Origin of the sequence: Flaviaestuariibacter amylovorans (assembly GCF_039541815.1) — a bacterium.
GTDB lineage: Bacteria > Bacteroidota > Bacteroidia > Chitinophagales > Chitinophagaceae > Flavisolibacter > Flavisolibacter amylovorans.
The window spans coordinates 160,593-178,097 of sequence record NZ_BAABGY010000016.1; the positions used below are offsets into that span (position 1 = coordinate 160,593).

Genomic DNA, 17,505 nt, shown 5'->3' on the forward strand with positions numbered 1-17,505 from the left:
TGTACCTTTCCACTCCACTCCCCCTGTGTTTATGCACGCCCCTCACTACGAACCCACCCCGCCCGGCAGCCCGGACACGGACAAACTGCGCAGCCTCTTCCAGCAAGCGCCCGCCGCCATCGCCCTGCTCGAAGGCCCGGCGCTCGTATACCGCTTCGCCAACCCCCTCTACCAGCAGATCTTCAGCCGCAGCGAAGCCGAGCTCCTCGGCCGAACGCCCCGCACCGTATTTCCCGAGATGGACGGGCAAGGAGTTTATGAGCTGTTCGACCGCGTGTACCAAAGCGGCGAGCCTTTTGTGGCCACCGAGTTTCCCGTCACCTTCCACGACGGCGCCGGGCAGCGCAGCGGCTACTACAACTTCGTGGTGCAACCCATCCGCAACGATGCCGGCACCATCACCGACCTGATGGTGCATGCGTACGAGGTGACCGCCCAGGTGGAAGCCCGCCGGCAGGTGACCGAAAGCGACAGCAAATACCGCAGCCTTTTCAACAGCATGGAGCAGGGCTTTTGCGTGATCGAGATGATCTTCGACGCGGCCGGCGAGCCGGTCGATTACCGGTTCGTGGAAGCCAACCCCGTGTTTGCGGCGCAGACCGGCCTCACCGATGCGGTGGGGAAAACGGCGCGTGCGCTCGTGCCGGCACTCGAGGCGCGCTGGTTCCGGATCTATGGCGACGTGGCGCGCACCGGCCGATCCGTGAAGCTGGTGGAGGGCTCCGAGGCCATGGGCCGCTGGTTCGAGGTGAACGCCTTCCGGGTGGCATCCGGCGGCAGCAACAAAGTGGCGATCCTCTTCACCGATATCACCGAGCAGCGCGCCGCCGAGCGGGCCCTGCGGGAGCAGCGGCAATTGCTCCAGGCCGTTTTCGACGCCTCGCCCAACTCGCTGGTGGTGCTCGCTCCCGTATACAACGCCGGAGGCGCCATCGAAGATTTTGAATACGTGATGGCCAATGCCGTCACCGCGCAGACCACCGGCCGCACCGACCTGGCCGGGAAGCGCCTGGCCGAAAGCTTCCCGAACGCGCGGACCACCGGCCTGCTGGAGCGCTTCATCCGCGTGGCGGAGACCGGCACAACGGAGGAATTCGAGCAGTGGTACGAGGGCGAAGGAAGGCACCAGTGGTTCCGGCTCACCGTGAGCCCGGTGGGCACGCTGCTCGTGGTTACTACCGAAGACATTACGGCGCGCAGGGAGTCGGAAGAAGGGCTCCGCAAAAGCGAACACTACTTCCGTCAGCTCACCGACACGGTGCCGGCCATCATCTGGATCACCCGCCCCGATGGCTACTGCACCTACCTGAACAAGAACTGGTATGCCTACACCGGGCAGACGGCCGGCGAGGCCGAGGGCTTCGGCTGGCTGGAGGCCACCCACCCCGACGATGCGGCCGAGGCCGGCCGCCGCTTTATCGAAGCCTCCGAGAAGCAGGTCCCCTACCACGTCCTGTACCGCCTGCGGCACCATAGCGGGGAGTACCGGTGGGCCATCGACAGCGGGCAGCCCAAATTCGGCGAGGACGGATCCTTCGAGGGCATGGTCGGCACCGTGATCGACGTGCACGAGCAGAAGCTGGCCGAAGACAAGATCCGCGAAAGCGAGCAGCGCTTCCGCTCCATGGCCGACGCCTCGCCCGTAATGATCTGGACCCTCGACGAGCAGGGCAACTCCACTTACTACAACCGCCAGGCCCGCGCCTTCACGGGCCATACTGAGCAGGACCTCGAAGAAGGGAAAAGCTGGCAGGTGGCCATCCATCCCGACGACATCGGCGACGCCGCCGCCGTGGTCGGCGATGCGGTGCAGCGCCGCGTTCCCTACGAGTTCGAGTGCCGGATGCAGAACGCCCGGGGCGAGTGGCGGTGGCTGCTCAACCACGGCACCCCGCGCTTCGGAAACGAGGGCGAATACTTCGGGTTCGTCGGCTCCTCCATCGACATCACCGCGCGCAAGGAGGCCGAGGCCGCCCTCGCCGGGAGCGAAGACCGCTTCCGGAGCATCTTCAATACGGCCGGTGTTTCGATCTGGGAAGAAGACTTCACGGCGGCCCACGCCGCCATCACCGGGCTGAAGGCGGGCGGCGTTACCGACGTTCCGGCCTATATGGCGGCGCACCCGGAGTTCGTGCAGCACTGCATCGGGCTCGTGCGCGTACTCGACGTCAACGACGCTACGATCGAAATGTTCGAGGCGCCCAACAAGGAGGCAGTGCTGGAGAACCTGGGAAATATCTTCCTGCCCGAAACGGTGCCGGTATTTGTGACCGAGCTGCTCCACCTCACCGAGGGGGCCACCAGCTATGCCTCCGAATGCCGCCTGCGGACGCTGAAAGGCAACTCCCTATATGTGCTCTTCAGCATGAGGCTCACGACGCCGGGGGCCTTCGACCGGGTGCTGTTCACCCTGCAGGACATCACCGAGCGCAAGGCGGCCGAAGAGACGATCCGGGAAAGCGAGCACCGCTTCCGCCTGCTGGTGGAAGCCTTCCCGCACCTGGCCTGGACGGCCTCTCCCGAGGGCAAGACCCTCTACTTCAACCAGCGCTGGTATACCTACACCGGGCTGCCGGAAACAGCGGCGATGGACAGCGGGAGCGGCGACGTGCTGCACCCGGCCGACCGCCCGCGTGCCACTGCCCTCTGGGAAGCCCACCTGCGCAGCGGCGCCCCCGCCGAGCTGGAGCTGCGCTACCGCGAGGGCGCCACGGGCGACTACCGCTGGTTCCTGGTGAAGACGGTGCCCGTGAAAAAGGACGACGGCTCCGTGCTGCTCTGGATCGGCACGGCCACCGACATCCACGAGCAGAAAATAGCCATGGAAGGCCTCGAGAGCCTCGTGGAGGAGCGTACGAAGGAGCTGCAGCGCTCCAACGACGACCTGCAGCAGTTTGCCCACGTGGCCTCCCACGACCTCAAGGAGCCGGTGCGCAAGGTGAAGACCTTCCTGAACCGCCTCGAGCAGCACCTCGAAGGCCGCCTCGACGAGACCGGGACGAGATACATCGAACGCATCCACAGCGCTGCCAGCCGCATGTCGACCATGATCGACGGGGTGCTGAAATATTCCACCTTCAACGCCGCCGTGGAGCTCGCGCAGCCGGTGGCCTTGTCGGAGGTGATCGCGAGCATCGAGACCGACCTGGAGGTGGCGATCCAGCGCACGGGTACCCGGATCGAGTACGCCGGCCTGCCCACCATCGAGGGTGCGCCGGTGCTGCTGTACCAGGTGTTCTATAACCTGGTCAACAACTCCATCAAGTTTGCGAAGGCGGGCGTAGCGCCGGTGATCAAGATCCGTTCGGAGCGCCTGCAGCAGGGCGACCGCTCCTTTGAAAAGATCGTACTGTCCGACAACGGCATCGGCTTCGAGGAGGAGCAGGCTTCGGCCATCTTCGACACCTTCAAGCGGCTGCACCCGAAAGACAAGTACGAGGGCACCGGTTTGGGCCTCGCCCTTTGCAAGAAGATCGTGGAGCGCCACGGCGGCTCCATCGTGGCGCATGGGGCACCGGGGGTGGGCGCCTCGTTCACCATCCTGCTGCCGTCGATCTCAGATCTCAGATCTGGGATCTGAGATCGACGGCGCCTGGCCGCTACAGCCTTGCCGGGAAAAGAATGGCTACCGCGCATCCGTTGCCGCTCGACGACTCGATGCGGAGAACACCCTTATAGGCATCGGCCCGGTTGCGGATGTTATTCAGCCCGATGCCGTTCCGGGCCGCCGAAGGGTCGAAGCCGCAGCCATTGTCCCTGAACTGCAGCACCACCTGGTCGTCCGTGCTCAGGATGCGGAGCTCCACGAGCGACGCCCCTGCGTACTTGACCGTATTGTTGAACAACTCCTGCAGGATCCGGTAGACGGCCAGCTTCAGGTCCTTGTCCATCAGCTCCTCGTTGGCCTCGTAGCGGAACTGCACCTCGAAGGTATTCAGTGCCTCGTAGTGCGCGATGAGCTCGTGGATCGTGGCCTCGAACCCGATATCGTGCAGCACCGGCGTCACCAGCTGCTTCGAAAGAAAGCGGATCTCGTTGATCGCCTGCTGCACGATCCGGATGCCCCGGTCGGCAAATTCGTCTTTGCGGTCGCCTAAGTATTTGATGTTCTCGAGGTACAGCTTCGCGGTGGTGAGCAGTTGGCACACGTTGTCGTGCAGCTCCTTGCCGACCTCGCTCCGCTCCTTCTCCTGCGTGTTGATGATGGCCCGCGACACTTCCTGCTGAGCCGCGATCTTCTGGGCGATGATCTCCTGCTCGAGCCCGATCTTCTCGGTCATGTCGATACCGGAGCAGATGATGTAGCAGCCGGTGGACATGGGCAGCAGGCGGCTCGTGACGTCGATCAGGAAGATGGTACCGTTTTTCTTTACGTGCCGGAGCAGCCCGTGGTACACCGGTGTGCGGCCGCTCCTGAGCTCCTCTACTACTTCCCGGAGCTTCGCCCCTGTCCCGGCCTCCTTGATGTCGGGCACGGTCAGCTCCAGGAACTCGGCGCGGCTGTACCCGTACAGCTCCACCGCCGCCTCGTTGACCTCCACGATCCGGAAGGTCTCCGCATCGAAGGTCCACTTGGGTTGCGGGCTTCCGTAGAACAGCTGCTTGTATTTCTCCTCCGACGAGCGGATGAGGGCCTCGGCCTCTTTGCGGCGGGTGATGTCGGTCTGGATGGCGAAGAATTGCTTCACGCCTCCCTCCTCGTTGAAGATCGGCTGACCCTTGATCTCGATCCAGTATGCGCGGCCGGATTTCGAATAGTTGACGAGCTCGCAATTGAACGGGACCTTTTCCGCGATGCGGGCGCGCAGATTGGCTACCGTTGCGCGACAGGTACGCTCACCCTGCAGCAGGTCGCCGGGCTTGCGGCCGATCGATTCCGCGAAGCCGAATTCCGTGATGTCGGTAAAGGCCTTGTTGACCCAGGTGATGCGCCCCTGCGGGTCGGTGATCACCACGGCATTGACCGTTTCCTTGGCTACCAGCGAAAGCCGCTCGAGCTCCTCGCTGGCCTCCTTCAGGCGCGTGATGTCCTGTATCGAGCCCACCATCCGCACGGCAGCACCGTTCTCCTCGCGGATGATAAAGCCGCGGTCGAGGATATGGGCGATGGCGCGGTCGGATTTGTAGAAGCGGTACTCTCCTTCCCACTGGGTCACGGCGGTATCGAGCAGGGCGTTGTCGACGGATTCGGTGACGCCGAGGATGTCGTCTTCATGAATGTTGCCCATCCAGTTGCGGTACACCACGTCCTGTGCATTCTCGTGGCCGAAGCACCGCGTAAACGAGGAGTTGAAATAACAGGTGCCCGACACGAGGTCCCAGTCCCAGAGTACGTCGCTGGTGGCCTGCGCGGCCAGCGTAAAACGCTCGTTGGCGAGCTTCAGCAAGGCTTCCTGCTGCTTACGGTCGGTAATGTCCTGGAAATAGATGTGCAGCCCGTCGATGGTGGGATACGCGCTGACCTGGTACCAGGCGCCCTGCGAGGGCAGGTATTCGTCGAAGTGGACGGAGGTATTCTCGGCAAGGGCCCGGTGGTACTCGGTGTAGAACTTCAGCGGCACCGCCTCCGACCACAGGGACCAGAGGTTCTTGCCGATCACGTCTTCCTTGCGCACGCCGAGGACTGCTTCGGCCCGGCGGTTCCAGAAGGTGATGGTGAAGTTCTTGTCTGCGGAGAAGAAGCAGTCCTGGATGCTGTTGTAAATGGCGTCCATCCGCTGCTGCTCCTGGTGCTCGGCGGCTCGCCTGTCGGTGAGGTCCTTGGCCACGCAATACATCAGCGCCTCATCGGCGTTCCAGCGGGCCGACCAGAGCACGGGCACCACCGCGCCGTCTTTACGCACATAGCGGTTCTCGAAGGTGGTGACGTTGACGCCCGCCGTGATCGCACCCGCCACGGTAATGGTCTTCGGGTGGTCGTCGGGATGTACGAGGCTCATATAGGGGATGCCGGCGAGCTCTTCGGGCGCGTAGCCCCACAGTGTTGCGGAGGCGGCCGACACATAGCGGAAGCGCCCGGCCGCATCGATCGAGCAGATCACGTCCAGCGAAGAGTCGAGCAATTTCTGAAGCTGGGCCAGCTTTTCCGAGTCGGAATGACCGGACCCGTAAGGAGATCCCTCCTGTTCCACGTGCACACCATGTTCCTTCATTGGATCTTGTTTAATTCTTGGCGCGCGGAAAGGGTAAAGATGTTCAACTAAAGATAGGCTTTATTTGCCCCCTAACCGCTTGATTGCTAATTCTTCGTACCTTTTTAGGTGTTTCTCCCGGAGGCAAGACTAATGGTTTTAGCGGACGGGGTGCCCCCTGGCGGCGTGCTTGCAGGCTCAGGGGCCGGCTGGCGGCCTGGCGCCCCGGGCCGATGCCGGTTCGCGGCAAGGTGCAGCCGGACCTTCTGCCGCCCGCTTCGGCTTACCTTTACTGGTTACCGGAAGGCCACTTCCCCGGGCGCGGCATTCTGCAACACTCCCGATTATGAAAGCGAACGAGGTACCGCAGTTCTATCCCAAAACGAAAAAAGCGTGGCGGCAGTGGCTGCAGCAGCATCATGACCGGGCCAACGCCGTGTGGCTCGTGCAGTACAAGAAGAGCGCAGGCATACCCACCATCTCCTGGAGCGACGCGGTAGACGAGGCGCTTTGCTTCGGGTGGATCGACAGTGTCAAGAAGAAGCTCGACGAGGAGCGCTCGATCCAATACTTTACGAAGCGCAAGCCCAACAGCACCTGGTCGAAGATCAACAAGGAAAAGGTGGCGCGGCTCATCACCGAAGGCAGGATGACGCCCGCCGGCCTCGCGCCCATCGAGGCGGCGCAGCGCAACGGCTCCTGGGAGCTCCTCGACAGCGTGGACCGGCTCGAGGTGCCCGAAGACCTCGCCACAGCATTGGACGCGGTACCCGGCGCCCGCGCGTTCTTCGAAGGCTGTTCGCCCTCCAACCGGAAGGCCCTCCTGCAATGGCTCGTGCTGGCCAAGAGCGCCGCCACGCGGCAAAAGCGGATCGACAGCATCGCGCAGCTGGCGGGGCAGGGATTGAAGCCCGCCTTCCTCACCGGGGGCGCCGCGCGCCCGAAGAAAAGCTGAGCGCCCCCAACTACAACCTTCAAACAGCTCCCGATGTCCGAACAGCACAAAGCCCTCCTGCTCGCCGGCAACGACGCGATCCGCGCCGGCAACTACGATGCCTTTGCCGACCAATGCACCGAGGATACCGAATGGGTCATCGTGGGCGACCGCACCCTGCGCGGCCCGGAAGCAGTACGCGCCTATATGCGAACGGCCTACGCCGTGCCCCCGGTGTTCACCGTAGATCTGCTGATCGCCGAAGGCGAACACCTGACGGCCCTCGGCCACATCACCCTCACCGACGAAAAGGGCAGCGCCACAAGCTATGCCTATTGCGACGTCTGGCGCTTCCGCGACGGAAAGATCGCTGGCTTGAAGGCCTTCGTGCTGCCGGCCGGCGGGTGAGGGGAAGATGACTGATGCAATCGAAAAAACCCGGGCAGCGCAACAGGAGCGCGGTGGCGAAGAAGCAGTTCCGCGCAACTCCCTTATCCTGGGCAGGGAACAAAAAGCCCGGCACCGGTGTTCTCTGCATTGCGACCGCGATCAGGGGCCGCTGTAAAGCACGCAAATCATAACTTGATGCATGTTTGAGTCCGTAAGAGCCTATTACCAGAAGTTGATCCCGCAGCTGCAAGACCACGAGTGGAGCGCCATCGAGTCGCGCTTTACCGTGCAGCACCTCAAAAAAGGCGAATTGCTGACCCGCCAGGGCGAGATCTGCCGGCAGGTGAGCTTCATCAACAAGGGACTGCTCCGGTTCTTCTACAACGTCGATGGCAGGTCGGTCAGCATCGGCTTCATGCCCGAGGGCGAATACATCGCGCAGTACGACAGCTTCCTGGTGCAGGCGCCCTCCAAGGGCAATATCGACGTGCTCGAGGATGCGGAGCTCGTGAACCTGTCGTACACCGACGTGCAGGAGTTGTACGCGGCCTACCCGGTGTTCCAGGTCTTCGGACGGAAGATCGCGGAGATGCTGTTCATGATGGTGGTGAGCCAGACCACCAGCCTGCTCACCCTGAGCCCCGAGGAGCGCTACCTCGCCGTGGCCGAAGAGGAACCCTACATCATCCGGCGCGTGCCCCAGTACCTGATCGCCTCCTACATCGGCATCACGCCCGAGCACCTGAGCCGCCTGCGCCGGAAGCTCGCCAGAAAGGCGGGCGTCGCATAGAAGTTGTTTGAGTTGTTGGGCAGGCTGCTTATCCAGCCGTGCAAGCACGGTACGGGGCTTCCGCCCCTTTGCACGACGGAGCAACGATCGAAATGAATCGTTTCCTTGTTTTTCGTCGTGCCTTCGTGTCGTCGTGCCATCGCGCAGGGGCCGCTTGCGGCCGACCTTCTCAGCGATTCCGGAAGACATATTTGCGCAAACGGCCCCTTAACAATTATCAAGAAAATAGACGGGGCACTTCATCTTAACAAAAGTCAACCGATAGCGGGAGCGTGCGCGCCAGCTTTGCCGGTATAAATCAACGGTAATGCGTAACCTGTTTTTGCTACTCCTGCTTCTTTCCGCGGGCCTGCGGGCGCCCGCGCAAACGCTGACGCAGACCCTGCGCGGCAGCATCACCGATAAGATCAGCGAACAGCCCCTTGCCGGGGCTACCGTGTCCGTGGAAGGCACCGGCCTCTCGGCCCTCTCCGACAGCCGCGGCGTCTTTGTACTCCCCGGCGTGCCGGTGGGACGCGTACGGGTAACCGTCTCCTACGCCGGCTACAGCGGCGTCTCGGTGCCGGAGGTGCTCGTGACGGCGGGCAAGGAAGTGGTGCTCGACGTATCGCTGGAGCAGTACAGCCGCGCGCTCAGCGAGGTGGTGGTGCAGGGCACCCGTACGAAGAAGGGCAACGTGGCCAACGAGTACGCCGGCAGCAGCGCGCGCAGCTTCAACATCGACGAGGTGAACCGCTACGCCGGCGGCCGCAACGACCCGAGCAAGCTGGTGAGCAACTACTCGGGCGTGATCTCCAACAACGACAGCCGCAACGACATCGTGGTGCGCGGCAATTCGCCCGCGGGCGTGCTCTGGCGCATCGAAGGGCTGCCGGCGCCGAGCCCGAACCACTATTCCACCCTCGGCACCACCGGCGGCCCCATCTCGGCGCTCAACACCAACGCGCTCAAGACCTCCGACTTCTATACCGGCGCCTTCCCCGCCGAATACGGTAACGCGCTGGCGGCGGTGTTCGACATCAACCTGCGCAGCGGCAATACGGCCCGGCACGAGCGCACCCTGCAGCTCAACCTGTTCAGCGGGCTCGAGGCGATGCTCGAAGGCCCCGTGGGCAAGAAGGGCGCCTCCTACCTCGCGGGCTACCGCTACTCCTTTGTGCAGATCGGGCAGGCGCTGGGGCTCGACGTGGGCACGCAGGCCGTACCCAAATACCAGGACTGGGTCTACCACCTGCAACTCGCCAAAACGAAGGCCGGGCGGCTGTCGCTCTATGGCATGGGAGGCACCAGCAGCATCGACTTCCTTGGCAGGGAGATCGACACCACCGACTTCTACAGCCGCAAAGACCAGGATGCCTATGTGCGGAGCAACTTCTACCTCGTCGGAGCGAAGCATACCATCGACCTCAATGCCAACACCTACCTGCGCACGTCGGTATCGTACAGCCGCACGAGCGCGACCTTCGAGAGCTACCAATACCCGATGCCGCTGCCGCCCTACAAGAACCGCTGGCAGGTGTCGGGGATCGACGACCGGCAGTCGGTGCTCCGCTTCGCCACGCTGCTCAACGCGAAAAGCAGCGCCCGCTTCTCGTGGCGCGCGGGTATTACCGGCGAGCGCTACGGGCTGCGCTCCTTCGTGCAGGACCGCGAGGGCAAGCCGGAGACGGAGCCCTTCGCCGTCAACCGCGACTACGACGATGCCTTCCTGCTGATGCAGTATTTCGGGCAGGCCCGCTACAAGCCCACCGGGCGCTGGACGGTGATCGCCGGGTTGCACGGCATGCACCTCACGTTCAACAACAGCGGCATGCTGGCCCCGCGGGCATCGGTGGCTTATACGCTCAACCCGAAGAGCAGCCTGACCCTGAGCTATGGCCTGCACGGGCAGCTGCAGCCCCTCCCGGTGTATTTATACAAGGGAACCGGCAGCAACCGCGACCTCGATTTTACGAAGGCGCACCACATGGTGCTGGGCTACGAAAACCGCTTTGCCGCCAACTGGCGCGTGAAGGCGGAGCTGTACCGGCAGCAGCTGTTCGACGTGCCCGTGGAGGCGGCGCCCTCCGGCTTCTCGATGCTCAACGCCGGCAGTGATTTCACCTTCCCGGAAAAGGGCGGGCTGGTGAACGCCGGCACGGGCACCAACAGCGGCGTGGAGCTGACGATCGAGAAGTTCCTGAGCGGCGGCTTCTACCTGCTCGGCACGGGCTCCGTGTTCGACAGCAAGTACAAAGGCAGCGACGGCGTGGAGCGCAACAGTACGTATAACTACGGGTATGCGGCCAACCTGCTGGGCGGGCGCGAATGGAAGCTCGGGAAAGGGTGCCGCAGCGTGTTCACGTTCGACCTGCGGCTGTCGACGATCGGCGGGCGCTATGCCACCCCGGTAGACCTGGAAGCTTCGCGCGCCGCCGGCAAGGAGGTGTTCGATGAGGCGCGGTACAACAGCGAGCGGCTCGGCAGCTACTTCCGGCTCGATACGAAGTTCGGGCTGCGCGTCAACTCGAAGCGGCGCAAGCTGAGCCAGACCTTCTACCTCGACCTGCAGAACGTGACGAACCGCGAGAACATCTTCCTCCGGCGCTTCAACCCGCTCTACGGCACCACGGGCAACGTGAACCAGATCGGCTTCTTCCCCGACATCCTCTACCGCGTGCAGTTCTGACCCCCGCGACTTTCTTCCCAAAAATGACAACCCGATACCCCATGCAACTACCCGCAACCGAAAGAGCCCGTCTCCTGCGCGGCTATGGTCCCTGGGCCCTGGTTACCGGCGCCTCTTCCGGCATCGGCCGGGAGCTCGCTACGCAGCTCGCGGTGGCCGGCCTGCACCTGGTGCTCTGCGCGCGCAGCGGCGCTGCGCTCGAGGCATTCAGCGAGGAGCTCCGGGCCCGTTACCGGATCGAGGTGGCCGTGCTTGCGGTGGACCTCGGCACCGACGAAGGGCCCGAAGCCGTGGTGGCCGCCACCCGCGACCGCGACATCGGCCTGCTGGTGTGCGCGGCCGGCTTCGGCACCTCGGGGCGCTTTACCGACACCGCGCTTTCCGACGAGCTCGACCTGCTCCGGTTGAATTGCCTGGCCTTGCTCCACCTCACCCATCATTTCAGCAGGCGCTTCGCCGCGCAGCGGCGCGGCGGCATCATTCTGCTCAGCTCCATCGTGGCCTTCCAGGGTGTGCCTTACGCCGCCAACTATGCCGCGAGCAAGGCCTATGTGCAATCGCTGGCCGAGGCGCTCGCCGTGGAGCTGAGGCCCGCAGGCGTGGCGGTGCTGGCGGCCGCGCCGGGGCCGGTGCGGAGTGGCTTCGGGGAGCGGGCCCATATGCAGATGGGCGCCGCGCTGTTGCCGAACGAAGTGGCCGTGCCTATACTACAGGCCCTTGGCCGTAGGACTACGGTACTGCCCGGCTTCCTCAGCAAGCTGCTCACCTGGGCGCTCCGCACGGTGCCGCGAGCAGGCAAGGTGCGGATCATGGCGATGGTGATGGGCGGCATGACGCGGCACCAGCGCTCCTGAGGCGGCCGCGGAACCCTTTTTGCAGCCCGTTTGTTTTTCACATCATGCAGACTACCAACAATACCGTGCTCATCACCGGCGGCAGCTCGGGCATCGGGCTCGCGCTGGCGGCAGCCCTGCTCGAAGCCGGCAACGGGGTACTCATCTGTGGCCGCGACGAAGGCCGGCTGGCCGAAGCAAAACGACAGTTGCCGCGCGTGCATACGCGGGTGTGCGACGTATCCAACAAAGCCGGGCGCGAAGCCCTGGCCGACTGGGCCACCGGCTCCTACCCGGCGATCAATATGCTGGTGAACAATGCCGGGATCCAGCGCGAGCTCGACTTCCTGGCCGGCGCGGCCGACTTCAACGACAGCGAGAGCGAGATCGAGACCAACCTCACGGCGGGCATCCACCTGTCGGCCCTCTTCCTCCCGCACTTCCTGCGGCAGGAGCGGGAGTGCGCCATCGTCAACGTCACTTCGGGGCTTGCGTTCATCCCGCTCAAGATCGTACCGGTGTATTGCGCCACGAAGGCGGCGCTGCACTCGTTTTCCATGTCGCTGCGCTCACAGCTGGCCGGCACCAACACGCGGGTATTCGAGATCGCGCCGCCCATCGTAAAAACGGGGCTGCACCGCGAGGCGAAGGCGCGCCGGCAGGCGGAGCGGGGCATCGCGCCCGAAGTGGTGGCACGCGAAACGCTTAAGGCCCTCGCCAAAGACCGCTACCAATGCATCGTCGGGCAGGCAAAGTCGCTCAAGGGCGCCGCGCGGATCGCGCCGCTGTTCTTTCACCGGTTGCTGAATAAGCTGGCGACGCGGTGAGCAGAACAGCCTGAAATTTCCGGATGATGCTTTAAGGGGCAGGTTCGGTGGGCCGCAGGGCACGACGGCACGACGAAAAGTAAAACCGATGTCTTGAGCGCTTTACCCAAGGAGGTTGTGCCGTTGCGCCGTGGCCCCCCTTCACTCCTTCACCGACACAAAAAAGTCGCGGATCCAGGCACCGAACTTTCCTTCCTTGTAGCCATAGCCTACATGGCTCATCTTTTCAAACACCGGTGCATACTTGCTGATGTCGATTACTTCTACCACGGTACCATTGATCAGCAGCTTCACCTGGTTGCCGTTCCGCTCGAACCCGATCTCGTTGGAACTGTAAAAGACGGAATTTACAGGGTTGATCGCTGTTGAATAGCCGTTGCCCATGTACTGTTTGGGCTTGTGGTAAGGTTCATACAACCGCCCATTGCCGCCTGCCCCGAAATAGTACTCCCGCCGGGCCGGGTTGATCATAAAGAATACGATCGGCACATCATTGGTGGGGCCGTGCCACGACAGGCCGAAGAAGCCGTCGGGCGACGGGTTTTGCACCATGCTGAAATTCATCTTGAAGGTATAGGCGCCCACCTTTGGATCGGGCAGTTGCAGGTCGCCCCAGCGGGCCCCGATCTGGAGGGTGCGGGGATAAACCACGAACGCTTCCTTATGCGGAAAGGAAATATCGGTTTTGGAGTCCAGGTATTCGTAGGTCAGCGACTTAAAGTTCGGAAGGGCAGTTACGGCAGCAGGCCAGCTGGTGAAGAGCGTGCGCTGTCCCGGCACCACGAGGCCCTCATATTTTCTACCCCAGTCTTTTTCCTCCACGATACCGGGCGTCATGGCAAGGTCCACCCAATCGGGCCGCAGGTTCAACGCCTGGCCGGCGGTATGCCCGCCATCGGCGGCCCATAGCGCCAGCGTTTTGGCCAGGTACACGTGTTTTTTATCGATGGACTTGTCTTCAAGCCGGGCTTTCAACTCCGCGGCCACCAGGTACTGGTAGTGGGCGGAAGCCCTTTCGAGCCTGCGCCGCACGTCCGCATAGGCAGAATCCGGATGGGGGGCTCCTTCTTTCTCCATTTCGGCAAGAAACAACAGGTTCAGCGGCGCCCACAGCACACCGGAATCCACGGCCTGCTGCAGGTAGGTAAACCCGCGTTTCCGCTCCTTCCCGGAACTCTTGCCATCACTGGCCAGCAAAAAGCCATAGGCGTTCATACACGAGGGCTCACCGGCCGCGGCGAGGTCGGCAATTTCCTTCCAGAGAAAACCGTAGGCATCCTGGAACTGGTTGTTGGTACGGGGGAGGCCTTTCTGGCCGGCTCCCAGCGCCAGCCTGTTTCGGGGCACGCCGGCCAGGCGCTCGAACACGGCGATCTGCGGGAGGTTCGCCATATCGGCAAGCGCTTCCCAATCCGCGTTGGTTTTTTTCTTCCAGTAATCCACCGACCAGCCCGATTCGAACATGACCTTCCGCCATTCGTTGCGGCGGTTGTACGGGCTGTTGTTGGTCGTTCCCAGCAGCAGCACCTCTGCCCAGCGCCGTCCTTCCTCCGTTTCCATTTTGTTGTAGATGGCCCCCATGTACAGCGGATGGTAGTAATCTACCGTAAATGCCCCCACCGACTCGATGGCGGCCGCAGGCTCCCGGGCAAAGAGCTCAAAGAACCGCCCGGTCGCTTTTTGCTGGAGGCCAGCCACATCCGGGTGCTCGCTGGGATGGCGGTCGAAGAGGGCGGCCATCGCCCAGAATTCCCACCGCTCGGTCTCCGACTTTTTTTCCGGGAAGCGCCGGGCCAGGTCCTGCCAGGCCTGCATGGACGTGGTGGAGGCGGCATGCATCGCAGGGATCAAGCTTGCCAGCTCTTCGTAGGTAGCGGTGTTCTTAACGGCGTTGTATTTTTTACGGGCCGCCTCCGCTTTTCGCGCCGCCACCCGATCGGCTTCCAGATACTTCGAATTCCTGCCGTCGGGGTAATTGGTGACCGCCTCGGCAAAACGGCGGGCTTCCTGGCCATGAAAGCCCAGGCCAACGTATTCAGCCACCTTTTTTTCGACCAGCGGCTTCCGGGCGGCTTCCTGGGCCTCCAGCCGGGCGGCCTCCTGCCTGGCGCGTTCCGCCGCTGCCGGGTCCACTTTCATCGACGCCAGTTTTCGTTCCCGTTCTTCGGCTTCCATCCGCTTCCGGTATTCCTCCCGGGCGGTAGCGCCGGCTTCCCATGCCCGCTGCTCCGCCTCGGTGCGGCGCCCGCTGTTGCGGCGCCACTGGTCGGCCAGTTGTTGCGCTGCGTCGCCGCTCCCGGAGCTGCTGCTGCTGCGGCTGGAGCTGTTCCGGTTATAGCGGGTTCCATCGATATAATCGCTCTGGTATTTCTTCGCATCCTGCTCCCGTTTCGTCTCCGCATAGGTCTTCCCGGTGGCTGGTTGCGCCAAGGCGCTATTGCAGATACCGACCAGACACAGCAGCAGGGGGGCGCACAAACGCATATTCGTTTTTTTAATGGGATGAAGGTAGGCAACCGGGGGCATCGGCCGATACCCCGGGGAGGGTATTTTGCCGCCCACGGGGCGCAGAAGCGGCGCCCTTATTCGACCCGTTTCATGCGCGAGAAGGGGTAGCCGTTGCAGCCTTTACGGGGGGCCGCGCGGTCGGCGGCAGCGGCCTGCCGGGCGGCGGCGAGGTCCTTTGCGTTGAACACCGTCAGGCAATAGCCCCAGAGGTAGGGCTCCATGCCGCGGAAGGGCATATAGTCGATCCGGGTGAACAGGCCCCCGTCGGTCTTGTTGGCGGGGTCGTTCTGCGCGAGCAGGTATTGCTCCTTTTCGTTCCATTCGAGGATGCGGTACCGTGCCGGGCCGTTCATGACGAAGAGGCTGTCGCTGATAGTGTAGCGGATGCCGTAGTCGTCGGTGAACGCGCCGGTCATCCATTCGGGCAGGCGCTGCCGGGCGGCTTTGGGGACGGTAGCGCAGGAGGCGATGCAGAGGGCCAGGAAGAGGAAGCGGTACATGGGTGCCCCGGTTGAAGGGGCTGCAAACATAGGCGCTCCCCACCCGGTGGCGCGCATAAAAACAGCCGCCCGTTTGGGGCGGCTTTTTGATGGGAATGGGGGGGCGGCGTTACCCGGCTACGGCTGCGGTAGTGGCTGCGGGCACGGCTCCGGCGGGCACGTCGGCCTCGGCCTTTTTGCGGCGGCGGGCCAGGAGCAGCGAGGGCTGGAAGAAGCTCAGGCCCTTTTTCGGATCGGACTTGTATTTCTTGGCCATGTCGTGCAGGGCGTCGATGAGGGCGAACTCGAGGGCGATGCGGGCGGCGTCGCGCTCGTTGCGGGTGGCGTCAAGCCCTTCTAAGGTGGACTGCTGCCCGCCGCGTACGGCAAACCAACCGGGCTCGAGGTCGGCCAGGCCGCGGCGCACGGGCTCGGCGATGCCGGCGCCGTACTTGGCCAGGGCCTCTTTGATGGACTTGAACGTTTCGGGCGCTTCGGTCTTGCTGAGCCGGAGGTAGCCGGAGAGCCCTTTCGGGAAGAAGGCGCGGTAGCCTTCGGAGTCTTCGCCGCCGGTGCCCACGGCGATGGCGGCCGCGTGCTTTTTCATGAAGGCGTGGGTGCTTTTTAGGTAGGCGTCCACCTTTTTGGTGTCGGAGCCGCCCTCGGTGCGGGTGAAGGCCACCTTACCGAGCGTGACGAGCACCGTTTCGATGTGGTCGTTGATGGTCACCGCCAGGTCCCGCGACTCGGTCTTGAGCGCCTCGGCGGCGTTCTACGCAAAGATGACGAGGCGGAGGGAGGTGATGCGCTTGTCGTCGAAGGGATTGCCGAAGAGAAACTGGATCGTTTTCATAACCGATTGATTTTTATGGTTAATAGAAAAAAAAGACAGTCGCTTGCGGTGTTGGGCACAGGTCGCTATGGTTACTCTTTTATTTCTGAACTGGATTCGGATGCCCTTCCATCCGGTGGAATAGGGTCTGAATCGGATTCGGATGCTATTCCATCACGTAGATAGGCATTTGAGTTTGATTCGGATGCTATTCCATCACGTGGAATCCGGTCCGAATCGGATTCAGAAAGTATTCCATCACGTAGGTATCGATCTGAATTCGATTCGGATGGTTTTCCACCGGGTGAAATAGGGTTGGAATCATATTCGGATCGGCTTCGCCATTAGGGACAGACGTTCAGTAAAAGATCGGGTTGCGGGCCTTGGGGAAGTCTGCTTTAGGAGTACTAGGCAGCGCAATTTACCGGAGGCGCGGGTGTTTGGCAGTTAGATGTTTTGGTTTTCCGAGGATGAGTGCATTTGTGTAAATCTAATTTACGAACGTGGACTAAGAAAACATCTTCATACCCACAATAATCAGCATTTGCGTTAAGTGCTAACACCAAAATACTATTCCTTCATTTCTTCTTTCTGATGATTCTCTATTTCTCGTAATATATCAGAAAGGGTTGCTCAGCAAAGTGTCTTTAAGTGCTTGTTGAGGCCCATCATCCAGACTTTTGCCTATATACTGCTCACCTACGAATATTCACCTTTTAGATAATTTGGCATATTTTTTTATTCACATTTATGTGAATTTATTATCTTTGAATTCCAATTATGAGAAATGGACATAGAGTTTGCTACCCAGATGTTAGCCGATTTGTATGCTGGTAAAGTTGAAAATTATAACGAGTTCAGGTCCAATCCAACCCTCGTCAAGCAATATATAAAAGCCATCACAATGTTGAGAGCGGCGCTAAGAATTGAGCAGCTCTTTCAATTTAATGGCTTAAGATATAAGAAATTATCAGGTGATCTCAAAGGCTATAGTTCAGTTAGGATTAATAAGCAGTATCGAATATTATTTACGGAAGTTGTTTCTGAAACAGACGCACCACAAATTAATTTAATAAGGCTCGAAGAAATAAATAAGCATTACGAATAGAGTTT

At 61.9% G+C, this 17,505-nt stretch carries 12 protein-coding genes; 8 read left to right on the plus strand and 4 right to left on the minus strand.

Annotated elements, in window-relative coordinates; all coding sequences use genetic code 11:
* The first annotated feature begins 31 nt into the window (after window positions 1–31).
* Window positions 32–3,580 carry a PAS domain S-box protein gene (locus ABD937_RS20470; protein WP_345257801.1) on the plus strand — a complete coding sequence of 1,183 codons (3,549 nt, stop codon included), beginning with the start codon at window positions 32–34 and terminating at the stop codon, window positions 3,578–3,580.
* A gap of 19 nt (window positions 3,581–3,599) precedes the next feature.
* Here ABD937_RS20470 and ABD937_RS20475 read toward each other — a convergent pair whose 3' ends face one another.
* A complete protein-coding gene (locus tag ABD937_RS20475; RefSeq protein ID WP_345257802.1) occupies window positions 3,600–6,152 on the minus strand; it encodes a PAS domain S-box protein in 2,553 nt (850 codons plus the stop codon).
* A gap of 325 nt (window positions 6,153–6,477) precedes the next feature.
* Between ABD937_RS20475 and ABD937_RS20480 the strand changes: the two genes are divergently transcribed.
* From ABD937_RS20480 to ABD937_RS20505, 6 genes are all read left to right on the plus strand, one after another.
* Window positions 6,478–7,086 carry a YdeI/OmpD-associated family protein gene (locus tag ABD937_RS20480; RefSeq protein ID WP_345257803.1) on the plus strand — a complete coding sequence of 203 codons (609 nt, stop codon included), beginning with the start codon at window positions 6,478–6,480 and terminating at the stop codon, window positions 7,084–7,086.
* Window positions 7,087–7,119: 33 nt separating this feature from the next.
* The gene (locus ABD937_RS20485; protein WP_345257804.1) at window positions 7,120–7,473 is read left to right on the plus strand and encodes a nuclear transport factor 2 family protein; all 354 of its coding nucleotides are present in this window, start codon (window positions 7,120–7,122) and stop codon (window positions 7,471–7,473) included.
* A 181-nt stretch (window positions 7,474–7,654) separates the two neighbouring features.
* Entirely contained in the window at window positions 7,655–8,245 is a 591-nt protein-coding gene (locus ABD937_RS20490) for a Crp/Fnr family transcriptional regulator (protein ID WP_345257805.1), read from the plus strand.
* Window positions 8,246–8,552: 307 nt separating this feature from the next.
* The gene (locus ABD937_RS20495) at window positions 8,553–10,913 is read left to right on the plus strand and encodes a carboxypeptidase regulatory-like domain-containing protein (protein WP_345257806.1); all 2,361 of its coding nucleotides are present in this window, start codon (window positions 8,553–8,555) and stop codon (window positions 10,911–10,913) included.
* Window positions 10,914–10,954: 41 nt separating this feature from the next.
* A complete protein-coding gene (locus tag ABD937_RS20500; protein ID WP_345257807.1) occupies window positions 10,955–11,767 on the plus strand; it encodes an SDR family NAD(P)-dependent oxidoreductase in 813 nt (270 codons plus the stop codon).
* Window positions 11,768–11,811: 44 nt separating this feature from the next.
* Complete coding sequence (locus ABD937_RS20505) at window positions 11,812–12,573, plus strand: SDR family oxidoreductase (protein WP_345257808.1); 762 nt, start codon at window positions 11,812–11,814, stop codon at window positions 12,571–12,573.
* A 141-nt stretch (window positions 12,574–12,714) separates the two neighbouring features.
* On the opposite strand, the gene ABD937_RS20510 is transcribed toward ABD937_RS20505, so the two are convergent.
* The 3 genes from ABD937_RS20510 to ABD937_RS20520 form a co-directional block, all read right to left on the minus strand.
* Entirely contained in the window at window positions 12,715–15,057 is a 2,343-nt protein-coding gene (locus ABD937_RS20510; protein WP_345257809.1) for a hypothetical protein, read from the minus strand.
* 98 nt (window positions 15,058–15,155) lie between these two features.
* The gene (locus ABD937_RS20515) at window positions 15,156–15,581 is read right to left on the minus strand and encodes a hypothetical protein (RefSeq protein ID WP_345257810.1); all 426 of its coding nucleotides are present in this window, start codon (window positions 15,579–15,581) and stop codon (window positions 15,156–15,158) included.
* 109 nt (window positions 15,582–15,690) lie between these two features.
* The gene (locus ABD937_RS20520) at window positions 15,691–16,290 is read right to left on the minus strand and encodes a hypothetical protein (RefSeq protein WP_345257811.1); all 600 of its coding nucleotides are present in this window, start codon (window positions 16,288–16,290) and stop codon (window positions 15,691–15,693) included.
* Between the two features lie 889 nt (window positions 16,291–17,179).
* Here ABD937_RS20520 and ABD937_RS20525 point away from each other — a divergent pair.
* Entirely contained in the window at window positions 17,180–17,500 is a 321-nt protein-coding gene (locus ABD937_RS20525) for a type II toxin-antitoxin system RelE/ParE family toxin (protein WP_345257812.1), read from the plus strand.
* Window positions 17,501–17,505: the final 5 nt, after the last annotated feature.